The following is a 21,456-nucleotide window of genomic DNA, read 5'->3' as shown; positions in this document are numbered from 1 at the left end:
CGTGAGTGCCTATCCACCACCACCCGACGTCATCGAGGGACGCATCGCCTGGATCTTCGGCGACGACTTCGACATCGACCTCGTCGTCGGTGTCTCCAACATCAAGTCCTACGACCCCGACCACCTGAGGTCCGTGTGCATGCACGCCTACGACCCTGGGTTCGTCGACCGAGTTCGGCAGGGAGACATCATCGTCGGCGGGCGCAACTTCGGATACGGTCACCCGCACTACCCGCCGATGGTCGCGCTGCGCAACGCCGGAATCGCAGCGATCGTCGCCGAGTCGTTCTCGCCCGGATTCTGGCGAGGCGAAACGTTCAACGGGATGCCGCTCATCACCGTTCCCGGAGTGTCCACCGCCGTGGCGACGGGTGATCCCGTGACCCTGGACTGGCGCTCCGCGACTCTCCGCACCGACGACGGAACCGAACTCGTCGGCTCGCCCCCCAACCCCAGGACCGTCGCCGTCATCGAGGCCGGCGGATCCTACGAACTCCTCATCGCCGAGCACCAACTGGCACAGCACCAACTCGCACAGCAGTCACTCGTACAGCAAGGACAGCCGACATGACCAATTCGCCGCACCCATCCACGAGGACCGACGTGGCCAGTCCGGGTAAGTCGAACACCACTGCCAGACGGGCCGCGATCGCCGGTGGCGTCGGAACTCTGATCGAGTACTACGACTTCGCGGTGTACGGATTTCTCGCCGTCGTCATCGCTCCGCTCTTCTTCCCGTCCACCAGCCCAGGAGTGTCGATCCTGGCAACACTCGCAGTGTTCGGCGTCGCGTACGTCGCCCGTCCCCTCGGCGGCATCTTCTTCGGCCGCCTCGGCGATCGACGTGGTCGTCGATCCGCTCTGGTCATCACCGTCGTCTGCATGGGCATCGCGTGCGGCATCCTCGGGTTGCTTCCGACGCACTCGTCCGTCGGCTACCTCGCTCCGGTTCTGCTGGTGATCATCCGACTGGCGCAGGGGTTCTCGGCCGGAGGTGAGATCGGCGGTGCCGCAACGTACATCGCCGAGTCCGCGCCGCCGAACCGTCGGGGATTCTTCGGATCGTTCACGCCGATCGGCTCGACACTCGGATTCGCCGTCGCCGCAGCGGTTGTCGGTCTGGTCGCCCTCGTCACCACCGACGAGCAGATGTCGTCCTGGGGATGGCGAATTCCGTTCCTTCTCGCTCTGCCACTCGCCGTCGTCTGCCTACGTGTCAGGTTGAAGCTCGAGGACAGCCCCGAATTCGAGGAGATGGCCGAGAAGAACCAGGTCACCAAGAGCCCGCTGTCCGATGTGGTGAAGCGCAACCCGTGGTCGGTGCTTCGTGTCGTCGGCATCGCCATCGCGATGAACGGATCCGGCTACATCGGCCTGACCTACTTCAGTGTGTACCTCATCAACGATCTCGGCTTCTCCAAGGACTCGGTGTACTGGACATCGGCCATCAGTATTGCGTTGGCCTGCGCCACGTTCCCGCTCAGCGGCATGTTGACCGACAGATTCGGCCGCAAACCCGTGCTGCTGGCCGGTTACGTCGCGTACATCGTGATTGCATTGCCCGCGTTCATGATCCTGGGTGCCACAGCGAGCATCGTCGTCGTCGGAATCGTGTACTTCGTCTACATGGTGCTCAACGGCGTCGTCCAGGTGCCCGCGTTTCCGCTGTTCACCGAACTCTTCCCGAGGTCCGTTCGTTACACCGGAGTCTCGCTCGGATTCAACATCGGCACCATCGCCGCCGGCGGAACAGCTCCGTACGTCGCCGCGCAGCTCGTCGAATCGACCGGCAACGCCATGTCCCCCGCGTACTGGGTCATGGGTGTCTGCGCAATCGGTGTCGCCACGGTTCTCACCATCCGCGAAACCGGAAAGACCGCCCTGCCGGTCTGATGCGGTGAGTGCATACTGATTCGCATGACGCGACGGGTACCGGGCACATCGAAGCCGACGGTCAGGGTCGGCATCTCGGGTTGGACGTACGCGCCGTGGCGGGGTGACTTCTATCCGAAAGGCCTGGCACACCGCCGAGAGTTGGAGTACGCGTCGGAACGGCTGTCCTCCATCGAGATCAACGGAACGTTCTACGCAATGCAGAAGCCGGCGAGCTTCGTGAAGTGGCGTGAGGAGACGCCGGAGGACTTCGTGTTCTCCGTCAAGGGCGGGCGGTACATCACCCACATCAAGAGGCTCGTCGGCGTCGAATCCGCTCTCGCCAACTTCTACTCGACGGGTGTGTTGAGCTTGGGACCGAAACTCGGTCCATTTCTGTGGCAGTTGCCGCCCAACCTACAGTTCGACGCCGGTGCGCTGGCCGCGTTCTTCGATCTACTACCCCGCACGACCACGGAGGCCGTGGCCCTCGCGGGCCTGCGGGACGACAAGCTGCCCGACGACAGGGTCAGTCTCGCAATCGACGGTGACCGCCCCTTGCGTCACGCACTCGAGGTGCGGCACGACAGCTTCCGATCCGACGAGGCTGTCGAGCTGTTGCGAGAGAAGGACGTTGCGTTCGTCGTCGCCGACACCGCCGGACGCTACCCGTTCGTCGACACGCCGACGTCGGACTTCGTGTACATCCGCTTGCACGGCGACGAGGAACTGTATGCGAGCGGTTACGACGATGCAGCCCTGGACAAGTGGGCTCATCGCATCGAAGAGTGGACAGGCGCGGGCCGAGACGTCTTCGCGTACTTCGACAACGACGTCAAAGGATTCGCTCCATTCGATGCGATGAGGCTGCGTGAACGTATCTGACTACTCGAACTCCATTCGAACCGAGCTGGCGCAGAAGTGCAGAAGCAGTACGAATCCGTTGATCGACACGACGATCGGGGCCCACACGAACACGGTCATCATCGGGCTGAGACCGTCCACGACCACCACCCAGACGGCAATCACCGTCGTGAACAGCGTGCAGAGCGCAACGTGCGTCGCGAGCATCCATCGGCCCAGGAAGAAGCCGACGAACATCCCGATCTCGATGAAGAACGCAGTCTTGGCCAGGGTGATCGCAGGTGGTGTGCTCGAGGAGAAGACCGCGACGAAGATTGCGATATCCGATCCGATGACGAATACGAAGGCCGGGCCGATGCGAGGCCACGGCGACACCCACCACCACACCGCGGCGGCGAAGGCGAACAACATGGACGCCCACGTGACAGCTACTCCGGTCGTGGTGGCGGGGGCGTAACCGGACGCAAGTTCCAACGCCGGGATGATGGCCATGCTCAGGGTCGCGAACGCCAGCACACGTTTGACGATCGTCGTGATCGCCAGTGACGCCATCGCATCGACGACCCACTCGTATCGCTCTTCCAGCGTGTCGCCGGCTGCCGACATCCCGATCCCCCGATTTCGTTCGGTCCCCCGATCGGAGTCTGACACATCGCGAGGGGGTGCTACGGCGAAACCGGTTCGATATCAGACCTTTACGTCTGCCGTTCTGTGACGTGTCACAGTGATCGGGTGCCGTCGAGCATGGCCATCAACAGTTCGCGGGGCAGAGCCAACGGCGGCATCGAGTTGAGGTGGATGGCGTCGTCGGATTTGTCGTTCTTGAACTCGGCCACCTCGTCGTGCAGCCGCTCCATCGTGACGTCGAGCCGGTTGGCACTGTCGGCGGCCTCGGTGAGCTCGTCCAACAACGGTGCCGGGATGGTCCCGGAGTATTTGTAGAAGATCTTGTGTTCGAGGCTCGCCCAGAAATCCATCGCGATGGTACGAATCTGCAGCTCTACCGGCACCGGTTGAATGCGGTCGCTCATGAACACCGGAATTTCGACAATGAGGTGAAGGCTTTTGTAGCCATTGGGTTTCGGCGTGGCGATGTAGTCCTTGATCTCGAGTACACGCACGTCGGTCTGGCTGCCGATCATGTCCGCGATTCGGTACGTGTCGGAGATGAAGCTGCACGTGATGCGAATACCCGCGATGTCGACGATGTTCGACCGGATGTCATCGAGGGTCAGCGGGCAGTTCTTTCGTCGAGCCTTGGTGATGATGCTCTCGGGGGTCTTGAGCCGTGAACCTACGTGTTCGATCGGACTGTAGCGATGGATATGGGTGAACTCCTCCTTCAAGATGTTGATCTTGGTCATGAGTTCGTCGATGCCGAACTTGTACCCCATCATGAATCGAGTGAAGTCGTTCCGGAGCCGGTCGAAATCCGGCACCGCCTGGGGTTCCTCGCCCGTGGCATCGCGTTCCATGCCCTCGATTGTCCCTTACCGGGCCAGGGAGCCTAGGCGCGGTGGCTTCCGCGTGAGTCGAAGCTCGCGTCCGCGCATCTCGGGCCGAGGGGAGGGCTGAAGGTGACATCTCCGCAGGTGCGGCACGCGTGGGTTCGATGGTGCCCTCGGCCGCAGGAACACGCCCTCGACCCGACCAGTACGGTCCGTGGGCCGAGGGCGTGACCGCGAGCGCACCTGCACGGTGCGTTCTCGACCCATCGATCGCCCAATCGATGGAGGGTCCCGCTGCCGTCATCACCCTCCGCTGTCGTCATGCGCCGCCGCGTTCTTTCCGGGTGAATCCATGCTTGCCACCGCCTGCTCGACGTTTGGACCGTCCGGAGCCGGGGGACTCGGGGACGGCCCACTCAGAGTAACACGCATTCGAACATACGTTCCCATTGAACTCGACGATGTTGTGCCATAATCTGAAATTACGAAATTACGGAATGACAGAGGGGTCACGATGCGTCGAACCATTGCTGTATCCGCAAGCTGCCTGGCTCTATTCGTGGCGACGGGGTGCACGTCCACGTCCGGTACCGACAGTGCGCCGGAGCCGGACGAGTGCACGCCGGTGACGTCGACGGATCTGAACACCGAGGACGGGTGGTTGGGTCTGATCGGTCAGGCGCCGGAGTCCGTGAGCCTGCTGGTCGACGACGGCAGTGGACGCACCGTCGAGCATCGCGCAGAGGAGCAGCAGCCGCTGGCGTCGGCCGTGAAAGTGGTCCACCTCGGCGCCTATGCTCGCGCGGTCGCCGCAGGTGAACTGGACCCGGACGAGCAAGTGCCGCTACTGGATTGGGAACGATGGTACGTACCGGGAACGGACGGCGGCGCGCACCCGGCGGCACTCGAACGGCTGGGGATCGCAAACGACGGCACCAGCGCGACCGATCTTGCCGGCACCGTTCGGCTGGACGACATCGTCTCCGCGATGATCCAGGAAAGCGACAATGCCGCGCCGGACTACCTGCGCTATCGGCTGGGTGACGACGCGCTCACGCGTGCTGCCGCGGCCGGAGGGTGGGAGAACTTTCAGGCTCCGACACTCGTGACGCAGACGCTGTCGTTGTTCGATCCCGCGTTGGGCGACGGTGACACGTGGGCAACGGCAGAGAGGTGGGCCTTCGATCAGCAGTTCCGTGTGGACGTGAGCGCAGGCCTCGAAGTGCCGTCGTACGATCAGCAGGTCGACGGGGTGCAGGAGCGGTCGGCGCAGGGATCGGCTGCCGAACTCGCCGGGTTCTATCGCGCGATCGCCGACGGAAGTTTCGGTGACGGTGGCGATGTCGCACTGCGGCAGCTCGAACACCGCCCCGCGCCCGACGGTGCCGCCGGAATCGGGTTCAAAGGCGGCAACCTGCCGGGTGTCCTGACGCAGGCGTTCGAGCTACGGCGGGACGACGGCACGGTTGCGACGGCGGTGTGGCTGATCGACTCGTTGCCTGCCGATCGGTACGAGGTAGCTCTCGCGGGCATCGGGAACCAGCAGACGCTGATCGTCGACGCGCTGAGCTCGCCGTCGGGCTTCGACCGAATTGCCTGCGCAGTGTGAGCGGGGAGTTCGAGGCCAGGCTCGCCGAGTTGGAGGCCCGGGTCGCGGAGCTGGAACGCCGCGACGTCGGTGCTCCGACAGAGAAAGCTGCCCCGACGGGCGGTGAGATCGCGTACCGCGGCGACGTCCATCTTCACGGAGACGTGACATGGGACATCGGGTATTCCCCCGACGGGATCCTGGACCTCTCGGTCGCACGCACGACGGATGTTCTTGCGGCGCTGGGTCATCCCGTCCGATTGCAGATCGTGAAAGTGCTCCTGCGGGGACCGGCCAATGCGTCGGAACTGCAGGAGGCCGTCGGGCTCGGGTCGACGGGGCAGGTCTACCACCACCTCAAGGTGCTGGGCTCGGCCCACATCGTCGAACAGCATGGCAGAGGTGAGTACCGAGTCGGAGCGAAGAAGGTCGTGCCTCTGCTCGTGTCGATGCTCGCCGCCGCGGACATTTCGGGCGAACTGGGTACCTGACCGCGTCGAGCGATGAGTGTCGAGCGATGAGTTTCGGAGCCGGGCGGTGTCGGTACAGGCACACACCCGCCCGCGAGCATCGGAGAAGACAATGTCCTCGAACAACACGCAGACCGAGAACGTGACACCGACCGTCCCGTCCGGCTCCCGCACTGCCGCACGCGCCGGTTGGGTGCTGACGGCACTCCTCGCGATCTTCCTGATCTTCGACGGAGTGACCAAGTTGGTCAATGTGCAGCAAGTGCGGGATGCGACGGTCGACCTCGGTCTACGCGAGGAGATGACGCCTGTCATCGGTGTCGTTCTGTTGGTCAGCCTTGCTCTGTTCCTGGTGCCGCGCACGGCCTTTCTCGGCGCGGTACTGCTCACTGGTTACCTCGGCGGCGCGGTTCTGACCAATTGGCGGGTCGACAAACCACTGTTCAGCACGGTGCTGTTCGCGGTGTACGTCGGCGTCGCGGTATGGGCGGCGCTCTACCTTCGCGACCCCAAGGTGCGTCAGGTCATGCCGTTCGTGCGCTGAGGCTCGGTCGATCGAACGGAACCGACCGGAGGTGACACGGTTCGGAGCTACTGGGCTGCGTATCCGCCGTCGACGAGGTGGTAGCTGCCGGTGATGAAGCCTGCGGCGTCGCTGGCGAGGAAGGCAACGAGGCTGGAAACCTCCTCGGAGGTGCCGAGACGACCGAGAGCGTGCTTGGCTTCCAACGCCTTTCGGGCATCTTCGTCCATGTTGGCAACGAGGAGCGGCGTACGGATGAAGCCGGGGCCGACTGCGTTGACGCGAACGCCCTGTGCGCCGTACTCGAGCGCAGCGTTCTTCGTCAGACCGAGCAGGCCGTGCTTGGATGCGACGTAGCTGGCGGAGTTGGCAATTCCGACGCTGCCGAGGACCGATGCCATGTTGACGATGGATCCACCGCCTGCTGCGGCGATGGCCGGGATCTGGGCCTTCATTCCGTAGAACACCGCATTGAGGTTGACCTCGATGACCTTGCGCCAGCTGTCCACCGACACATCGCCGACGGGGAGAGGCTCGCCTCCGATGCCTGCGTTGTTGACGGCGATGCGAAGCGGGGCGAGTTCACCGGCCGCGGCGACCATGGCCTTCACGTCGTCCAGGTCCGCAACGTTGCCGACGAACGCTGCCGCGGTGCCTCCGGCTGCAGTGATCTCGTCGGTGACGGCCTTGGCGTGGTCTCCGTCGAGATCGGCGACCAGCACCGATGCTCCGTTCGCCGCCAATTCCAGTGCAACCGCGCGCCCGATTCCGGAGCCTGCTCCGGTGACGATCGCCGAGCGATCTCCTACGTCGTACGTGGCCATGACAACCCATCTCCTCGTGAATCGAAACTCAGTGGTAGTTGAACCTAGAACTACCTTTCTGTAAAGGTACAATAGTTACGCCGGCTTACTTATTCCGGGTTGCGGCTGATGTGAGCTGCCGAAAGTTCTCGCCAAGTGGCGACCAAGTGCGGTGGGCGACGCTGTCGACCATGAACATCACACCTTCGCTCCTGTACAGGCTGAGCGGTATCGCCGTCGTCGTCGCCTTCGTCTTCAACTTGATCGGTGGAACACTGCATCCGGTCGTCGGCGGATGGGCGCATTCGGTGGAAGCGCTCAGCGAACCCTTCAACCCGTACGCGCAGTACTTGCTGCTGATCGGGACGCTGCTGCAATTCCTCGGGCTGCCCGCCGTCTACGTCTGGGTGTCCAGAAAGACGGGACTGCTCGGACTGATCGGCTTCGCTCTCTACTTCTTCGGTGGGATGCTCGTGATCCTCCCGCATCTGACCGTCGAAGCATTCGTCTCGGTGCCGATAGCCGCCAAGCACGAGACCGCTCATTTCCTCGTCCCGACGGACGATTCGCTGTTCGCCGATCCGGCATTCCAGAACCTGCAGTTGTTCGCGGGCCTGGTCTTCATGGTGAGCATGCTGATCATCGGAATCGCGCTACTGAAGTCTCGTGCGGTGCCGCTGTGGATCGGTGCGGTGATGACGCTCGGCGGACTGATTCTCCTGACGCCGATCCCTCAGGCTCCGGTTCTGTCCGGGCTCGTCATCGAGATCCCCCGGGGCCTGGCCATCGCAGCAATCGGAGTCCTGATGATCAAAGGCAACAGCTCAGGAGCGGACACACGCAGTCTGCAGACGAGTTCACGAGTCGACGTAGCTACCCGATGACGTAGCTGCCCGATGGCGAAGTGACTCGAGGAGGGCATCGGAACGCGCTCGGAGCTCCTCGGCGGCGGCGGTGTTGCCGAGGGCTTCGGCCGTTGCCGCCAGGGCGGAGTCGACCGTGCCCGCGTAGAAGGCGCCCGAGTCGAACCCCGCGATTCGACCCGAGAACGGTGAGAGCTCGTCGTGCAGTTTCGTGGCCGCCTCCAGGTCACCGAGCCTCGCTGCGGCGCGGGCCGCGTGGGCGGTCATGCCGAGCCAGTAGTAATCCCTGTCGTACGGCTCCGCGTCGAGCCAGAGTTCGCGTGCCCTGTGCTTCTCGCCCGAGTCGAGCAATGCCACGATCAGCGGGTACCGGACGCTCTGGGGGCGCATGTTCTCGATGGCGCTCAGCTCGTCGACCATCGGTGCCAGATCGCCCAGATACGTTGCCACGCCCAGTCGTCCGATCATGGTGATCAGATGGGCGATCGCGCTGCCGCCGGCGACCATCTGGGCCGCTGCCTCGGAGTATCCGCGCAGCGCACTGTCGGTGCGGCCGGAGGCGATGTCGCAGGCGGCTCGGTAGATCCGGACGACGCCCAGCATCTCACCCAGCTGCTGCCCGCTGGCGTGGATGATGACGGCGGCGGCGCTCGCATCTGCTTCATCCAGTTCCGTTGCGGCACAATGAGACAAGAATGCATAGTAGTGACCGAGTGATTGATACGCCGGGTCGGCTACCGCCGCACGCAGCAGTTCCTCGCTCGTCGCGGACAGAGTGTGTGCCAGATCAGGCCCGAGGGTTGCGTAACCGTAGGCATTGAGTGCCCGGCACAGTACGGCGTCGTTCTGGGACAGTCGGGCGTGACGCACCGCATCCGACGCCGCGGCGACAGTGTCGGCGACATCGTTGCCCTCTATCTCGAACACGAGCGTGCTCAGCAACAGTGCGCGATCAGCCACGCCGATGTCGGCATCCAGCAACAACGCTCGAACGGGGTCGACGATGGACGCATCGACGGCGACATCGGGCCGGATGGACCACACGACCGGCGCGGACCAGGACGTGAGAGCGTCGATCGACCGGCGACGCCCGAGGTGCGTTGTGGTCCCCGGTGCCGACGCGATGTCCACCGCTCGGCGCCGTCGACGTCGCGCCGACGCCGTATCGCCTGCCCGCGCCAACGACCCGACATAGGGAATCAGGATGTCCAGCAGGTCCGTCGCGGACCCGTCGACGGCGCTCTCGTGCAGTTCGACGGCGGAGCTCCACAGTACGAGCGCCTCTCGGTGTGAACCGAATGCTGCAGCCCGCCTGGCCGCGTCCACGACGAAGGGCACGAGCGTGAGTGCTGTTGTGGGAGTTGCGGACAGTGCAGCATGGTGAGCGAGAAGTGCGGGATCGTGTGGTGTTCGGGCTGCGAGCACTTGTAGCGCATTGCCGTGGAACCGCGTGCGTCGCATCAGCGGCAGTTCCGTGTACAGCGTGTCGCGGACGAGCGCATGAGTGAAACGTACTCGCTCCGAGTCGGTCTCGGTGAGAAGGCCGGCAAGGACTGCCGGCTCCAGTGCGTCGAGCAACTCGTCCTGGGTCCTGTCGCTCATTGCGGATAGCACGGAAAGATCGACGTCGCGGCCGAGAACCGATGCGCGCCTGAGTGTCAGCACGCTGTTCTCGGGAAGTCTGGTGATGCGCCGCCGGAGGACTTCACCGATCTCCACCGGAATCGAGGAGCGCGCCGCGGCTGCACCTTCCGACACGATCAACCGAGCGAACTCACGGACGAACAGTGGATTGCCGTCCGTTCTTTCGGTGAGCACGTCGAGTACGTCCGCGTCCATGTCCGTGTAGCCGGATTGCTTCGCGACTTCCGTTACCCCACCGAGAGTCAACCCGGTCAAGCGCATCTTGGTCGACGGAGTGCCCGCCGTTGCTGCCCATACCGTGTCCAGCTCGGCCGATACCTCGGAGGTTCGGTACGTCGCGACGACGAGCACCCGCGCACCCCTCGGCGCGAGAATCAGGTGCCGGAGCAACTGCATGGTCAGCTCGTCCGCTCGGTGGCAATCGTCGAAGACGAGTACGAGCGGTGCAGTTCCCGCGAGACGGGTCAGATAGCCGATGAGAGCCCGTGCCAGCCAGAATGTCTCGACGGCGACATCATCGGAGGCCGAGGCGGGATCCAGTATCTGCCGCAGCTCTGCGGGGACTGGCGCCTGCGACCGAAGGGACGCGAGAATTTCGGACCACGGCCAGCCCGGCGGTGTCCCGTCGACCTCCGGGCACGACCCCCATGCCGCTGTCCATCCGCGGGCGGCCAAGTGGTGCGCGATGGTGTCGGCAAGTGTCGACTTGCCCTGGCCCGGCTCGCCTCCCAGCCAGACGATGTCGAACGAGCCGTGTTCGACACCGCGGGCAGCATCGAGGACGACCTGCGTCTCCCTCGGTCTGCAGTTCACCACCGGGGCCTTGGGCGCGGGCGCAGGGAACGACACACGGGCAGTAGCGACGTCGACCACGTGCGGTGCATCGAGCGCGGGATCCTGGGCAAGTATGTCGCGTTCCAGTGTGCGCAACTCGGGGCCGGGGTCGATGCCCAGTTCGTCGGACAGGTATCTCCTCGCCCGGCTCAGGGTATCGAGGGCGTCGGCCTGTCGCCCTGCGCGGTACTGCGCCAGAGCGAGGATGTGGACGGGGCGCTCACGTCCTGGACTGTCGGCGACGTGCCTCCCGAGATCGGCGATGACGGCCGTGGGTGCCGCACCGAGATTCAGCAGCGTATGCGCCCGTTCTTCGACTGCCGTGCTTCGTAGTTCGTCGAGACGTGCGATCTCCACTGCAGCCCAGTGCATGTCTGCGAGACCCTGATACGGGCTACCCGACCACGATGCGAGCGCACGATCGAACATTCCGAGCCGAGATGTCGGGTCGCTCTCGCGTATGCCGCCGACGACCAGGGATTCGAAATGCCAGACATCGACCTGCTCGGTCGGAAGGACCAGCCTGTATCCCGGCGCGGAGCTGACCAGAACCGTCGCCGGCGTGCGAGGCCTGCGGTCGGGCTCGAGGGTCCTGCGAAGATTCGACACGTGAACTTGCAGGGCTGCCAGCGCTTTGGGGGGAGGTTCACCCGACCACAGATCCTCGATCAACAGATCTGTCGACACCACCGAGCCCCTGGCGAGGACGAGTCGCGCCAGTACTGCGCGTCGGCCGGGGCCGGCGAGGTCGATGTCGCGCTCGTCGAGGCGCGCACGCATCGGACCCAGCACACCGATCGTCAGCGTGTGGGTGGGCACGGGACTCATGTCGCGGAAGTCAACGCAGCCGGTTCCCGACGGGCAGCTGGTTCGTCAGCCGATTCGCTGGCCGTAGACGTGCTCGACCGCAAGCTTCAACAGAACGCGGCGGTCGGACACCATGACGGACCGGTATTCGTCCCAATCGGGGTGCTCCCCGGCGGCGGCTCGGTAGTAGTCGACCAGGGCATCGACTTCGGGGCTCGACACGTCCGCTCCCGGCCCGATGAGCGTTCCGGTCCCGTCCACGGTGGCCCACGACCTGCCGTCGGCGCTGGTGACCTCGATGGACACCCGAGCGTCACGCCGGATGTTCTTGGTCTTCGCGCGGCCGTCGGTCATCGAGACGTAGATGATTCCGGCATCGCGGTCGTAGTACGGCGTCACCGGCGACAGCTGCGGCCTACCGTCGGACTTGATGGTCGCGAGGACGCCGAGACGTGCCTCGGCCACCAGATCGTGCGGATCGAAGCGGCGCGACTCGGAACTGTCTGAACTCATGACTCCCCCTCGAGTAGTGGCTCGGTCGACTACCCCACGTTATGCGCCCGACGCCGATCCCGCCTCCGCCCGCGCCGCCAGGAATGCTTCCGGGTCGATGAGGTCGGCCTGGCCCACGATGGAGCCCAGGTCCGCGATGCGCTCGATCCCGGTGAGCACCATTTCCTCCTCGACGGTGCCCTCGGCGTAACCGTAGTAACACGTCGACGTCGTGTGCTCGTGGTCCTTGTCGATGCGGTTGGCTCGGCCTTCGATCTGACGAATCTCGATCGGTGTCCATCGTGGATCGTGAATCAAGGTCACACGCGGCGCCGACGTCGACACCGTCCGCTCCGGAAGCAACAGCTCGTTCGAGTGCAGGTTGATCGCACTCGTCGTGGTCGAGATGATCACGCGGGCAGCGCCGGTCTGGAAGCGTCGGATCTCGTGCTCCTGGTCCTGACTGCTCATGCTGCCGTCGACGACGGCGACATCCTGGCCTTCGTCGCGCAGCGCCTCCGCGAGGCCCGCGACCGACTCGCGGTAGAACATGGAGACGAACACCTGGTTGCCGTCGCGAATCCACGCACGAACCTGATCGGCCGTCGACGGGATCCTCAGGTAGGAGCATTTCTGACGGAACCGCAGTGCCGCAGCCCTCGTGCTCGGATTCTTCTGCAGCACACGCTTACCGCCGACGGACTTCCACAGAGGTAGGCCGAGCTCCTTGCGGTAGTCCACCCACGCCGAGTTGTACAGGCGTTTCTGCGCGGCAGTGAGTTCCTGGCCGAGCGGCTCACGCGGCGTCGGGGGCGAGGGGCGCGAGATCGACCACGGCACAGCACCTCCGGAGAGCCACCGGTGAATGGTGTCGATGTCGCGCGTACGCTGCGCGGCGTCCTCCGGTTCCCACCGCCACGTCTTCAGCCCGGTGGTCGCCTTGCCCTCCTTCAGTGCGAAGCCCTGCTCGATCAGGAATTCGGCCCACTTGGTGGTCACGCCGTACCCGAGGACCTCCTCGTCGCCGACGATGGGACCGGCCGCCCGGCTCTGTTCGATCGCGCGAGCCATATACGCGAAGTGCATCGGCTGGTACCCCGGTGTCGCGGACATCCACACAACCGCACGCGCGGCCTCTTGATACCGCCACAGAATCTGCGACTGCTGCGACTCGATGTTCATCAACGCGTGCGACTCGTCGGCGATGACGACGTCGATGTCGAAACGCAACTCGCCCAACGTGATCGTGCGTTTGTTCTGAGTCTTCTTGCGCTTGCCCAGGTCCGTGTCCTCGGGAACCGTCAACAACTTCTTGGTGGACTGATACGTCACCAGCAGCCAACGCTTGCGATCCGCGGGATCGAGATCCGCCTCGGTATCGGCGATGGTCCGTCGCCAGCCAGGAAGCGCGCCCTTGGGTGCGACGACCAGAACCGTGCCGATGTCCGGAGCCGAGCCTGCCTGCCGAACGGCTTCGCAGACGGCGAGAGTCTTGCCGAGACCCGTCGAGTCCATCTGCGCGAAGTACGGGAACCCCGCGTTCACCGCGCCCAGCTGCCGGCGCACCGCCTCGAGTTGCGTCTCGCGAGGCGTCAACGACCGTTCGTGGACGACCTCCGGTCTCCACTCTTCGTTCGCGTCGTCCTCCACCCACCGCTGGAGGCTGTACGGCATGGACTCGAACGAGGCCAACCCGTCGGGCAGGTCGGTTCCGTAATACGCGAACACGCGTGGGCCCGGATACCAGCGGGCGCCCGACGCCGATGCCAATGCGCGATCCTCGAACGGGACGTCCAGTACCCAGACGCGCTCGCCTGGATCGGGGAGCGGCAGATCGGGCGACGCCGTCTTGCGGACCGGCTTCCTGCGTGTGGTGGTGCGCTTCTTCGCGGTGGTGGTTCCCGACGACGCCTTGAACTTACGTGCGGCAGCGCTCTTGCCCGCGCCGACCGTGCGGGCAGTGGTGGAAGCGGGTTTGCGTCGACGTGGTGGCACGGAGAACAACCGTAGAGCACCGGACCGACACGGCAGTACCGGTACAGAGGACAGTCCGTTCGGCACCGTGTCATAGCCTCGTGCCTCATGACGATCGATTCTCGGCAGGATTCCGCGACCGACAAGCGTGCAGTCGTTCTCGTGCACGATCGTGACCCGGCGCTGGGCTATCGCAATATCGGCACGCTCGCGCCCGAGTTGGAGAGTCGCGGATACCGACTCGACGTCCATTCCTTCGACTACGGGCACGCCGATACCCCGCCTTCGCTGGACGACGCCGGGATGGTGGTCGTCATGGGATCGCCGGACGCTGCGTACGGAGAGTCGTCGTGGATCGGCCCGGAGATCGGCTACCTCGAGCGAGCCATCGAGAAGGACGTACCGATTCTGGGTGTCTGTTTCGGTGGGCAGTTGCTCGCTCGAATCCTGGGAGGGACCGTCACGCGTTCGCAGTTCCCCGAGCACGGCCTGACCGAGACCATCTCGGTGTGCCCGGACCTGATGGGGCCCGGACCGTGGATGGAGTATCACGACGACACCTTCGTCGCGCCGGACACCGCGACGGTGATCGCGAGCAACAGTGCCGGCCAGCAGGCCTTCGTGCACGGCAGGCACCTGGGACTGCAATTCCACCCCGAGATCGACGTCGACGTCTTCGACTCCTGGGCCGACGCGTGGGTGCGTGACGGTATCGAGCAGGACCAGGACATGGTCGACGCCATCAGGAAGGACCTGGTGGAGAACGAAGCCGACCTGCGTGCACGCTGCGCCGCGCTGCTCGACGGGTGGATTTCACGCTGTGCACTCCCCGCCTCCCACTACGGTGGGGAGCATGAACTTCAGTGACCACCAGATCGGCATCTATGCCCAGGGCATGTTCACCGATCAGAAGCCGAAGATCACGACCAACCTCGCGAAACTCGAGGATCAGGCTGCCGCGAGGCTGACGCCCGAGGCGCTGGGGTACATCGTCGCCAGCGCCGGTAGTGGTTCGACGGCCCGTGCCAATCTAGAAGCGTTCGACCGGTGGCGCATTGCACCGCGAATGTTGCGTAGCTCGGCCGAACGGGATCATTCGGTCACGGTGCTGGGCACGGAGCTTCCCGCGCCCTTGTTGATCGCACCGGTGGGCATTCAGACTCTCGCCCATCCTGACGGTGAGCTCGCCACCGCGCGAGCCGCAGCGGCGCTCGGCGTTCCGTACATCCACTCGACGCAGGCGTCGCACTCGTTCGAGCAAGTGGCGGAAGCCGGTGGCGACGCACCGCGGTGGTACCAGTTGTACTGGCCCACGGATGAATCGGTGCTCCTGAGTTTCCTGGACAGGGCGAAGGCCACCGGATTCACGACGCTCGTGCTCACCCTGGACACGACTCTGCTGGGATGGCGTCCGGCGGACCTCGACCGCGGTTACCTCCCGTTTCTCGCGAACCTCGGCATCGAGAACTACCTCACCGATCCGGCGTTCAAGGCCGGGCTCGAGCAGCCTGTGGAGACCAATCCCATTGCTGCGGCAATGCACTGGGCGAAGATGTTCCCCAATCCGGGGCTGAACTGGGGTCAACTGAAGTTCCTTCGGGATCACTGGGACGGTCCGATCGTCCTCAAGGGGATCTGCACCGTCGGCGACGCGAGGTCGGCCGTCGAGCACGGAGTCGACGGCATCGTGGTGTCCAACCACGGTGGACGCCAGATCGACGGCGCACGAGCATCGTTGGACGCGCTGCCTGCCATCGTCGACGCCGTCGGTGATCAGGTGACGGTGTTGTTCGATTCCGGGGTGCGCACGGGGGCCGACATGGCCAAGGCGCTTGCGCTCGGAGCGGACGCGGTGTTGCTCGGCAGGCCGTTCCTGTACGGCCTTGCACTCGGCGGGCAGGAGGGTGTGGAGCACGTACTGCGCTGCATTCTGGCCGAATTCGATCTGGTCACCAGCTTGTCCGGGCACACCGGTGCCGCCGAACTCGGCCGGGAATCCGTGGTGCGCGCATGAGTCCGTCCTGGGTCGAGCACGCAATCTGGTGGCATGTCTATCCTCTCGGATTCGCCGGTGCGCCGGTGCGAGAGTGGGACGGAACCTCTTTGGCCGACGAGCATCGTTTGCTCAAGGTGGTCGAATGGCTCGACTACGCACTGGAACTCGGAGCATCCGGTGTCGCTCTCGGCCCGATCTTCGCCTCGGAAGGCCACGGGTACGAGACCGTCGACCACCTGCGCGTCGATGCGCGGCTCGGTACCGACGAGGACTTCGACACCGTGATCGACCAGGCGCACAGCCGGGGGATGAAGGTCATGCTCGACGGTGTCTTCAACCATGTAGGACAGAGCTTTCCACGGTTCCGGAGTGCTCTTGCCGGGGACTCCGACGCGGCATCCTGGTTTCATCTCGACGCCTCTGGGCGTCACCGCAACTTCGAAGGTCACGACGAGCTCGTCGCGCTCGACCACAGCAGTGCCGCAGTGCAGGACTACGTCGTCGACGTCATGCAACACTGGCTCGGCCGCGGCGCCGATGGATGGCGTCTGGACGCGGCATACGCTGTGCCGCCGGAGTTCTGGGCGACCGTACTACCTCGGGTACGGGAACGGTTCCCCGACGCGTACTTCCTCGGCGAGGTCATCCACGGTGACTACGCACAGATCGTGCAGCGGAGCTCGCTGGACTCGGTGACCCAGTACGAGCTGTGGAAGGCGACGTGGAGTGCAATCGCGGAGCAGAACTTCTTCGAGCTCTCGCACGCCCTCGAGCGCCACAACGAGTGGCTCGACACCTTCGTGCCCGCCACGTTCGTGGGCAACCACGACGTCAACCGCATCGCCAGCACCATCTCCGACGAACGGCATCTCCCCCACGCGCTCGTCACGCTGTTCACCACCGGGGGAACACCGATGATCTATTACGGCGACGAGCAGGGCTTCCGCGGCGTCAAGGAGGAACGCGTCGGCGGCGACGACGACGTCCGGCCCGAATTCCCCATGACCCGTGAGCAACTCGATCCGGCGGGATGGTCGACGTTCCACCTGCACCAGGAACTGATCGGACTACGCCGACGCGCTCCGTGGCTGCACACTGCGAAAACCGAGACCGTCGAGCTGGCCAACACCGCGATGCTCTATCGGGTCCACAGTGGCGACAACGCACTGCACGTCGCGCTGAATCTCGGCGACGATACCGTCGACTACCGCATTTCCGGCGAAGTCCTGGCAGGTGCTGCGTCCGTGGACGGTGGACGGACGACGGTGCCGGCACACGGATGGGCGGTCATCGGCTAGCTCGATCGTAGGACGATCTATCACTGTCTAGAGATTTTGATAGATCACCGTAGAAGGAGTGATAGACGGTAGTGCCCAGCGAAGGGGCTACAATGTGCAGTCGACACGGGGTGCCGCACCGATGCGGCTGAGAACACACCCGTCGAACCTGATCTGGTCAACACCAGCGGCAGGCGTGGAGCCTGCGGAATGCCCCGGTATTCCTAGGGATGTCAGCGCGGTCGGTCGTTGGTGCCGAGCATCCGTGCATCCTCACGTTCGTGGTGTCCACCGAGCGAGAGGCACACGTATGAACTTCGATCGTCAGACCGTCGTCGTCACCGGAGCCGGACGGGGCCTGGGAACCGCAGTGGCCCGCGCGTTCGCTGCGCAGGGAGCACACGTCGTCGTCAACTATCGGCGTAGCCGCGAGGCTGCGGAGGCACTGGCGTCGGAGATCGGCGGTATTGCGGTCGCGGCCGACGTCACCGATCCCGCCCAGGTCGATGCCCTGTTCACGGCAGCCGAGCAGCATTTCGGCACGTCGGTCACCACCGTCGTCAACAATGCTCTCGCCGATTTCTCGTTCGACGGTGACGCGCGCAGCAAGGCGGACACCATCTCCTGGGCCCAGTTCGACGCCCAGTTCCAGGGCGCAGTGCGCGGTGCTCTCAATACGACTCAGCGCGCGGTGCCGGGTATGCGGGCCGCCGGATCGGGCCGGATCGTCAACGTCGGCACCAACCTGTTTCAGAACCCCGTGGTGCCGTACCACGACTACACGGCGTCGAAGGCCGCTCTTCTGTCGCTGACCAGGACGCTTGCGGCCGACCTCGGCGGCGACGGCATCACCGTCAACATGGTGTCCGGCGGCCTGTTGCGCACGACCGACGCGAGCGCCGCGACGCCGGAGGAGGTCTTCGATTTCATCGCCGCCTCCACTCCATTGAAACGTGTGGTGACGCCCGAGGAGTTCGCCGATGCGTTGCTGTTCTTCGCATCGCCGTGGTCCCGTTCGGTGACCGGCCAGAATCTCGTCGTGGACGGTGGATTGGTCAAGGACTGATGATGCATCTGAACGCCTTCCTGTACAACTGCGGTCACCACAGCGCCGCCTGGCGACATCCGCGTTCGCGCGTCGAGGACCTGGGCGACATCGGGTACTACGAGAAGCTCGCACGGACGGCGGAGCGCGGCAAACTCGACGCGGTGTTCTTCGCCGACGGCCACTCGGTGCGTGACCCGGCAGGAGCGGGAACTTGGTTTCTGGAACCGATCACCGCGCTGACGGCGATGGCGCGGGCGACGACGCACATCGGGCTGGTGACCACGGTGTCCACCACGTTCTACACACCGTTCCACGCCGCGCGGCTGCTCGCCTCCCTCGACCACATCAGCGGCGGACGGGCAGGATGGAACGTCGTCACCTCGATGTTCGACGCCGAAGCGCGCAATCACGGCTTCGACGAGATCCCGCCTCGGGGTGAGAGATACGCGCGTGCCGAGGAGTTCGTCGACGTCGCCCTCGCTCTGTGGGACACGTGGGACGCCGATGCTCTCGTACTCGACCGTGGCGGCATGTACGCCGATCCGGACAAGGTGAATCGGATAGACCACTCGGGCAAGCATTTCCGGGTCGACGGTCCGCTGACGGTCCCTCGTTCACCGCAGGGCCGGCCGGTGCTGTTCCAGGCAGGTGCGTCGGGGCAGGGCCGGGATCTGGCCGCCCGCTACGCCGAGGCGATCTATGCAGTCGCCTACGATATCGAATCCGGCGCGGCGTATTACGCGGATGTGAAGGCTCGGATCCGCAGTGCTGGACGGGAACCCTCGTCCGTCGGCGTCATGCCCGGCCTCGTGACCTATGTCGGATCGACCACGGCCGAGGCGAGAGCGAAGAAGGACGAGCTCGACGCCTTGTTGCCGGTGGAGCAGTCGTTGAGACAACTGAGCATGTTCGTCGAACAAGACTGCAGTGCGTGGGAACTCGATGCTCCTGTCCCTTCATTGCCTCCCATCGAGGAATTCACCGGGCCCCACGGACGGTACGAGACCATCCTTCGGATCATCGCGAAAGACTCTCCGACCGTCGGTGAGCTGCTCGGCACGCTCGCCGCGGGCGGCGGCCATGCGACGATGATCGGCACTCCCGAGTCCATCGCCGACGAGATCGAGGCCTGGATCGACGGCGGTGCAGCGGACGGCTTCAACCTGATGCCCCCGCTGTATCCGGACGGTTTGGATGACTTCGTCGACCACGTAGTACCTGTCCTGCAGTCGCGGGGGCTCTTTCGTCGGGACTACACCTCCAGCACGCTGCGTGGTCACCTCGTCTGATCGGGACGTGTATTCACGGGCGGACCGAAGACTGCGCGATCGACGAAGTCGACGAGCGCATCGAGTCCATGCGACGATTCGCCCGTCCATCGGCGTGCGAACGACTCGGCGGCGCCGGCCACGAGCTGCGCCGTCACCGCGGGCGACGCCGGCAGCTCGACGCCGTCGCTCTCGAATCCGCGCAGTCTGTCGACCCACGGCTCGAACTGCAGGATGGTGAATTCTTCGACACGGGAGGAGAGTTCGTCGCTGACGAGGGCTGCGTCGCGGAGCGCGTCGATGACTGTTCGATTCTCGCCGAAGATCCGCCAGAACACCTCGAGGTGGGGACGCATGGTTCGCGCGGTTCGTGCGACCGGATCCTGCGCGGCGACTATCGCGTCGGCTTCCTCGCCGAGTCGTTCGGCGAGGGCGAGCAGTAGTGCGTCCTTGCTGTCGAAGTGGTTGTAGAACGACCCCGTCGACCGGCCGGCCTCGCGCGTGATGTCGGTGATCTTGGCCGCGAGGTATCCCGTCCGCGCGAACACGACACGCGCGGCGCCCTCGAGTTCTGTGCGGGTTCGGGCGGCCTGAAGCTCGCGTGAGGTGGTCGGCACATGCGCCCTTTCGATTGACAGTGACGTGTGTAGCGTACAGACTGAACCCATATTCAGTGAATACTGATTCAGTCACCCGAGCGAGGGTGCGGACGATGGGTGGAGGCATGTCGTGAAAGCAGCAGTTCTGACCGAGTACGGGGTTCCCAGGTTCGCCGATCACGAGGACCCGACGGGTGCGGAGGGCATCGAGGTGCTTCGGGTGGAAGCGGCCACGATCAACGCCGTCGATATTGCCATCGCCTCGGGCGGGCACTACCTGAGCCCGCGAACCTTGCCCGTGATCGCAGGCATCGAAGGTGGTGGCGTCACCGCCGACGGACGTCGGGTGTACTTCTCCCTGCCGCGGGCTCCGTTCGGTTCGATGGCCGAGTTCGCGCCCGTACCAGTGGGCAACCTGATCGACATTCCGGACACCCTGGACTTCGGAACCGCCGCGACCTTGGGAAACGCAGGCCTGGCGGGAAGTATGCCGCTCGTCGAGGGTGCGCACCTGAAGGCAGGCGAGAGCGTCGTGATCCTGGGCGGCACCGGCGTGGTCGGGCGCATCGCCGTGCAGGCTGCGTGCTTGCTCGGCGCCGGGTCCATCACGGTCGTCGGACGCGACCGGCAGGCATTGGAGGCGACGCTGGAACTCGGCGCCACAGGAGTGGTCGCCGCCGGCTCGCCCGAGGACGACCTGACGGCAGCGATCCGCGACGCGTCCGGAGGCGTCGACGTGATCCTCGATTACACCTGGGGCACTGTGGCGCTCGCCGCGCTACGGGCGGGAAACCAAGGCGTGCGGTCCATTCAGATCGGCGACCGAGCCGGAGCCGACATCACGATCCCGGCGCAGCTCATGAGGGCACTGGGAGCGACAGTCGCCGGGTTCATGCCGATTCATCACGGGCCGCAAGCAGTGGCCGACGCCTACCGCCGGGTCAGTGACTGGGCAGCCGAAGGCAAGCTTCGGATCGAGTACGAGGAAGTTCCGCTGTCCGACGTCGAGAAGGCATGGAGCCGAGCATCATCGGTGCGGCACAAGCTGGTTCTTGCGCCCTGAGATGTTCTTCTGTTGACGGGCGT

At 64.8% G+C, this 21,456-nt stretch carries 20 protein-coding genes and 1 riboswitch; of the genes, 13 read left to right on the top strand and 7 right to left on the bottom strand.

Annotation, left to right across the window (positions count from 1 at the left end; all coding sequences use genetic code 11):
- Nucleotide 1: 1 nt before the first annotated feature.
- The 3 genes from CH293_RS09145 to CH293_RS09135 are packed head-to-tail and all read left to right on the top strand — an operon-like array spanning nucleotide 2 to nucleotide 2,757.
- Nucleotides 2-571: a 3-isopropylmalate dehydratase gene (locus CH293_RS09145; protein WP_094720026.1), complete on the top strand. Its 570-nt coding sequence runs from the start codon at nucleotides 2-4 to the stop codon at nucleotides 569-571.
- The gene (locus tag CH293_RS09140; RefSeq protein ID WP_094720025.1) at nucleotides 568-1,893 is read left to right on the top strand and encodes an MFS transporter; all 1,326 of its coding nucleotides are present in this window, start codon (nucleotides 568-570) and stop codon (nucleotides 1,891-1,893) included. The genes CH293_RS09145 and CH293_RS09140 overlap by 4 nt, the downstream gene beginning before the upstream one ends.
- 24 nt (nucleotides 1,894-1,917) lie before the next feature.
- Nucleotides 1,918-2,757, top strand: coding sequence for a DUF72 domain-containing protein (locus CH293_RS09135; RefSeq protein ID WP_094720024.1), 840 nt, complete (start codon nucleotides 1,918-1,920; stop codon nucleotides 2,755-2,757).
- On the opposite strand, the gene CH293_RS09130 is transcribed toward CH293_RS09135, so the two are convergent.
- Together CH293_RS09130 and CH293_RS09125 are read right to left on the bottom strand one after the other, a co-directional pair.
- Entirely contained in the window at nucleotides 2,758-3,342 is a 585-nt protein-coding gene (locus CH293_RS09130) for a giguanylate cyclase (RefSeq protein ID WP_094720023.1), read from the bottom strand.
- Nucleotides 3,343-3,455: 113 nt separating this feature from the next.
- Nucleotides 3,456-4,211 (bottom strand): GTP pyrophosphokinase family protein, encoded by a 756-nt coding sequence (locus CH293_RS09125; RefSeq protein ID WP_037109610.1) that lies wholly within the window; start codon nucleotides 4,209-4,211, stop codon nucleotides 3,456-3,458.
- Between the two features lie 487 nt (nucleotides 4,212-4,698).
- On the opposite strand from CH293_RS09125, the gene CH293_RS09120 reads away from it, so the two are divergent.
- From CH293_RS09120 to CH293_RS09110, 3 genes are all read left to right on the top strand, one after another.
- A complete protein-coding gene (locus tag CH293_RS09120) occupies nucleotides 4,699-5,793 on the top strand; it encodes a serine hydrolase (RefSeq protein ID WP_094720022.1) in 1,095 nt (364 codons plus the stop codon).
- Nucleotides 5,790-6,263, top strand: coding sequence for a helix-turn-helix transcriptional regulator (locus CH293_RS09115; protein WP_094720021.1), 474 nt, complete (start codon nucleotides 5,790-5,792; stop codon nucleotides 6,261-6,263). The genes CH293_RS09120 and CH293_RS09115 overlap by 4 nt, the downstream gene beginning before the upstream one ends.
- A 91-nt stretch (nucleotides 6,264-6,354) precedes the next feature.
- Nucleotides 6,355-6,786, top strand: a complete 432-nt coding sequence (locus tag CH293_RS09110; protein WP_094720020.1) for a DoxX family protein — start codon at nucleotides 6,355-6,357, stop codon at nucleotides 6,784-6,786.
- A 47-nt stretch (nucleotides 6,787-6,833) separates the two neighbouring features.
- Here CH293_RS09110 and CH293_RS09105 read toward each other — a convergent pair whose 3' ends face one another.
- Nucleotides 6,834-7,589 (bottom strand): SDR family NAD(P)-dependent oxidoreductase, encoded by a 756-nt coding sequence (locus tag CH293_RS09105; RefSeq protein ID WP_037109601.1) that lies wholly within the window; start codon nucleotides 7,587-7,589, stop codon nucleotides 6,834-6,836.
- A gap of 170 nt (nucleotides 7,590-7,759) precedes the next feature.
- On the opposite strand from CH293_RS09105, the gene CH293_RS09100 reads away from it, so the two are divergent.
- Complete coding sequence (locus tag CH293_RS09100; protein ID WP_249300100.1) at nucleotides 7,760-8,452, top strand: hypothetical protein; 693 nt, start codon at nucleotides 7,760-7,762, stop codon at nucleotides 8,450-8,452.
- Here CH293_RS09100 and CH293_RS09095 read toward each other — a convergent pair.
- From CH293_RS09095 to CH293_RS09085, 3 genes are read right to left on the bottom strand one after another with little or no spacing between them, the layout of a single operon-like run.
- Nucleotides 8,426-11,737 (bottom strand): BTAD domain-containing putative transcriptional regulator, encoded by a 3,312-nt coding sequence (locus CH293_RS09095; RefSeq protein WP_094720019.1) that lies wholly within the window; start codon nucleotides 11,735-11,737, stop codon nucleotides 8,426-8,428. The genes CH293_RS09100 and CH293_RS09095 overlap by 27 nt on opposite strands.
- A 45-nt stretch (nucleotides 11,738-11,782) precedes the next feature.
- Nucleotides 11,783-12,229, bottom strand: coding sequence for a PPOX class F420-dependent oxidoreductase (locus CH293_RS09090; RefSeq protein WP_094720018.1), 447 nt, complete (start codon nucleotides 12,227-12,229; stop codon nucleotides 11,783-11,785).
- Nucleotides 12,230-12,268: 39 nt separating this feature from the next.
- Nucleotides 12,269-14,203 (bottom strand): helicase-related protein, encoded by a 1,935-nt coding sequence (locus CH293_RS09085; protein WP_255122775.1) that lies wholly within the window; start codon nucleotides 14,201-14,203, stop codon nucleotides 12,269-12,271.
- 87 nt (nucleotides 14,204-14,290) lie between these two features.
- Here CH293_RS09085 and CH293_RS09080 point away from each other — a divergent pair, with 87 nt between their 5' ends.
- The 5 genes from CH293_RS09080 to CH293_RS09060 all read left to right on the top strand — a co-directional run bounded on the left by CH293_RS09080 (nucleotide 14,291) and on the right by CH293_RS09060 (nucleotide 19,792).
- Nucleotides 14,291-15,049: a type 1 glutamine amidotransferase gene (locus CH293_RS09080; RefSeq protein WP_094720017.1), complete on the top strand. Its 759-nt coding sequence runs from the start codon at nucleotides 14,291-14,293 to the stop codon at nucleotides 15,047-15,049.
- On the top strand, nucleotides 15,036-16,196 hold the full coding sequence (locus CH293_RS09075) for an alpha-hydroxy-acid oxidizing protein (protein WP_094720016.1): 1,161 nt from the start codon (nucleotides 15,036-15,038) through the stop codon (nucleotides 16,194-16,196). Before CH293_RS09080 ends, CH293_RS09075 begins: the two co-directional genes overlap by 14 nt.
- Entirely contained in the window at nucleotides 16,193-17,476 is a 1,284-nt protein-coding gene (locus CH293_RS09070) for an alpha-amylase family glycosyl hydrolase (RefSeq protein ID WP_094720015.1), read from the top strand. Before CH293_RS09075 ends, CH293_RS09070 begins: the two co-directional genes overlap by 4 nt.
- A 96-nt stretch (nucleotides 17,477-17,572) precedes the next feature.
- Nucleotides 17,573-17,667, top strand: a riboswitch (TPP riboswitch).
- Nucleotides 17,668-17,765: 98 nt separating this feature from the next.
- The gene (locus CH293_RS09065; RefSeq protein ID WP_037109586.1) at nucleotides 17,766-18,521 is read left to right on the top strand and encodes a 3-oxoacyl-ACP reductase; all 756 of its coding nucleotides are present in this window, start codon (nucleotides 17,766-17,768) and stop codon (nucleotides 18,519-18,521) included.
- A complete protein-coding gene (locus CH293_RS09060; RefSeq protein ID WP_037109582.1) occupies nucleotides 18,521-19,792 on the top strand; it encodes an LLM class flavin-dependent oxidoreductase in 1,272 nt (423 codons plus the stop codon). Before CH293_RS09065 ends, CH293_RS09060 begins: the two co-directional genes overlap by 1 nt.
- Here the strand turns inward: CH293_RS09060 and CH293_RS09055 are convergent.
- Complete coding sequence (locus CH293_RS09055; protein ID WP_094720014.1) at nucleotides 19,780-20,388, bottom strand: TetR/AcrR family transcriptional regulator; 609 nt, start codon at nucleotides 20,386-20,388, stop codon at nucleotides 19,780-19,782. The genes CH293_RS09060 and CH293_RS09055 overlap by 13 nt on opposite strands.
- Before the next feature lie 112 nt (nucleotides 20,389-20,500).
- On the opposite strand from CH293_RS09055, the gene CH293_RS09050 reads away from it, so the two are divergent.
- On the top strand, nucleotides 20,501-21,433 hold the full coding sequence (locus CH293_RS09050; protein ID WP_094720013.1) for a zinc-binding alcohol dehydrogenase family protein: 933 nt from the start codon (nucleotides 20,501-20,503) through the stop codon (nucleotides 21,431-21,433).
- Nucleotides 21,434-21,456: the final 23 nt, after the last annotated feature.

The sequence above is a fragment of the Rhodococcus sp. 14-2470-1b genome (assembly GCF_002259415.1).
Lineage (GTDB): Bacteria > Actinomycetota > Actinomycetes > Mycobacteriales > Mycobacteriaceae > Rhodococcoides.
This window is presented reverse-complemented; position numbering and strand designations above follow the sequence as displayed.

Coding starts and splice junctions, on each gene's coding strand:
- CH293_RS09140 (WP_094720025.1), top strand. CDS start 568: ATGACCAATTCGCCGCACCCATCCACGAGGACCGACGTGGCCAGTCCG.
- CH293_RS09135 (WP_094720024.1), top strand. CDS start 1,918: ATGACGCGACGGGTACCGGGCACATCGAAGCCGACGGTCAGGGTCGGC.
- CH293_RS09130 (WP_094720023.1), bottom strand. CDS start 3,342: ATGTCGGCAGCCGGCGACACGCTGGAAGAGCGATACGAGTGGGTCGTC.
- CH293_RS09125 (WP_037109610.1), bottom strand. CDS start 4,211: ATGGAACGCGATGCCACGGGCGAGGAACCCCAGGCGGTGCCGGATTTC.
- CH293_RS09120 (WP_094720022.1), top strand. CDS start 4,699: ATGCGTCGAACCATTGCTGTATCCGCAAGCTGCCTGGCTCTATTCGTG.
- CH293_RS09110 (WP_094720020.1), top strand. CDS start 6,355: ATGTCCTCGAACAACACGCAGACCGAGAACGTGACACCGACCGTCCCG.
- CH293_RS09105 (WP_037109601.1), bottom strand. CDS start 7,589: ATGGCCACGTACGACGTAGGAGATCGCTCGGCGATCGTCACCGGAGCA.
- CH293_RS09100 (WP_249300100.1), top strand. CDS start 7,760: ATGAACATCACACCTTCGCTCCTGTACAGGCTGAGCGGTATCGCCGTC.
- CH293_RS09095 (WP_094720019.1), bottom strand. CDS start 11,737: ATGAGTCCCGTGCCCACCCACACGCTGACGATCGGTGTGCTGGGTCCG.
- CH293_RS09090 (WP_094720018.1), bottom strand. CDS start 12,229: ATGAGTTCAGACAGTTCCGAGTCGCGCCGCTTCGATCCGCACGATCTG.
- CH293_RS09080 (WP_094720017.1), top strand. CDS start 14,291: ATGACGATCGATTCTCGGCAGGATTCCGCGACCGACAAGCGTGCAGTC.
- CH293_RS09075 (WP_094720016.1), top strand. CDS start 15,036: ATGAACTTCAGTGACCACCAGATCGGCATCTATGCCCAGGGCATGTTC.
- CH293_RS09070 (WP_094720015.1), top strand. CDS start 16,193: ATGAGTCCGTCCTGGGTCGAGCACGCAATCTGGTGGCATGTCTATCCT.
- CH293_RS09065 (WP_037109586.1), top strand. CDS start 17,766: ATGAACTTCGATCGTCAGACCGTCGTCGTCACCGGAGCCGGACGGGGC.
- CH293_RS09060 (WP_037109582.1), top strand. CDS start 18,521: ATGATGCATCTGAACGCCTTCCTGTACAACTGCGGTCACCACAGCGCC.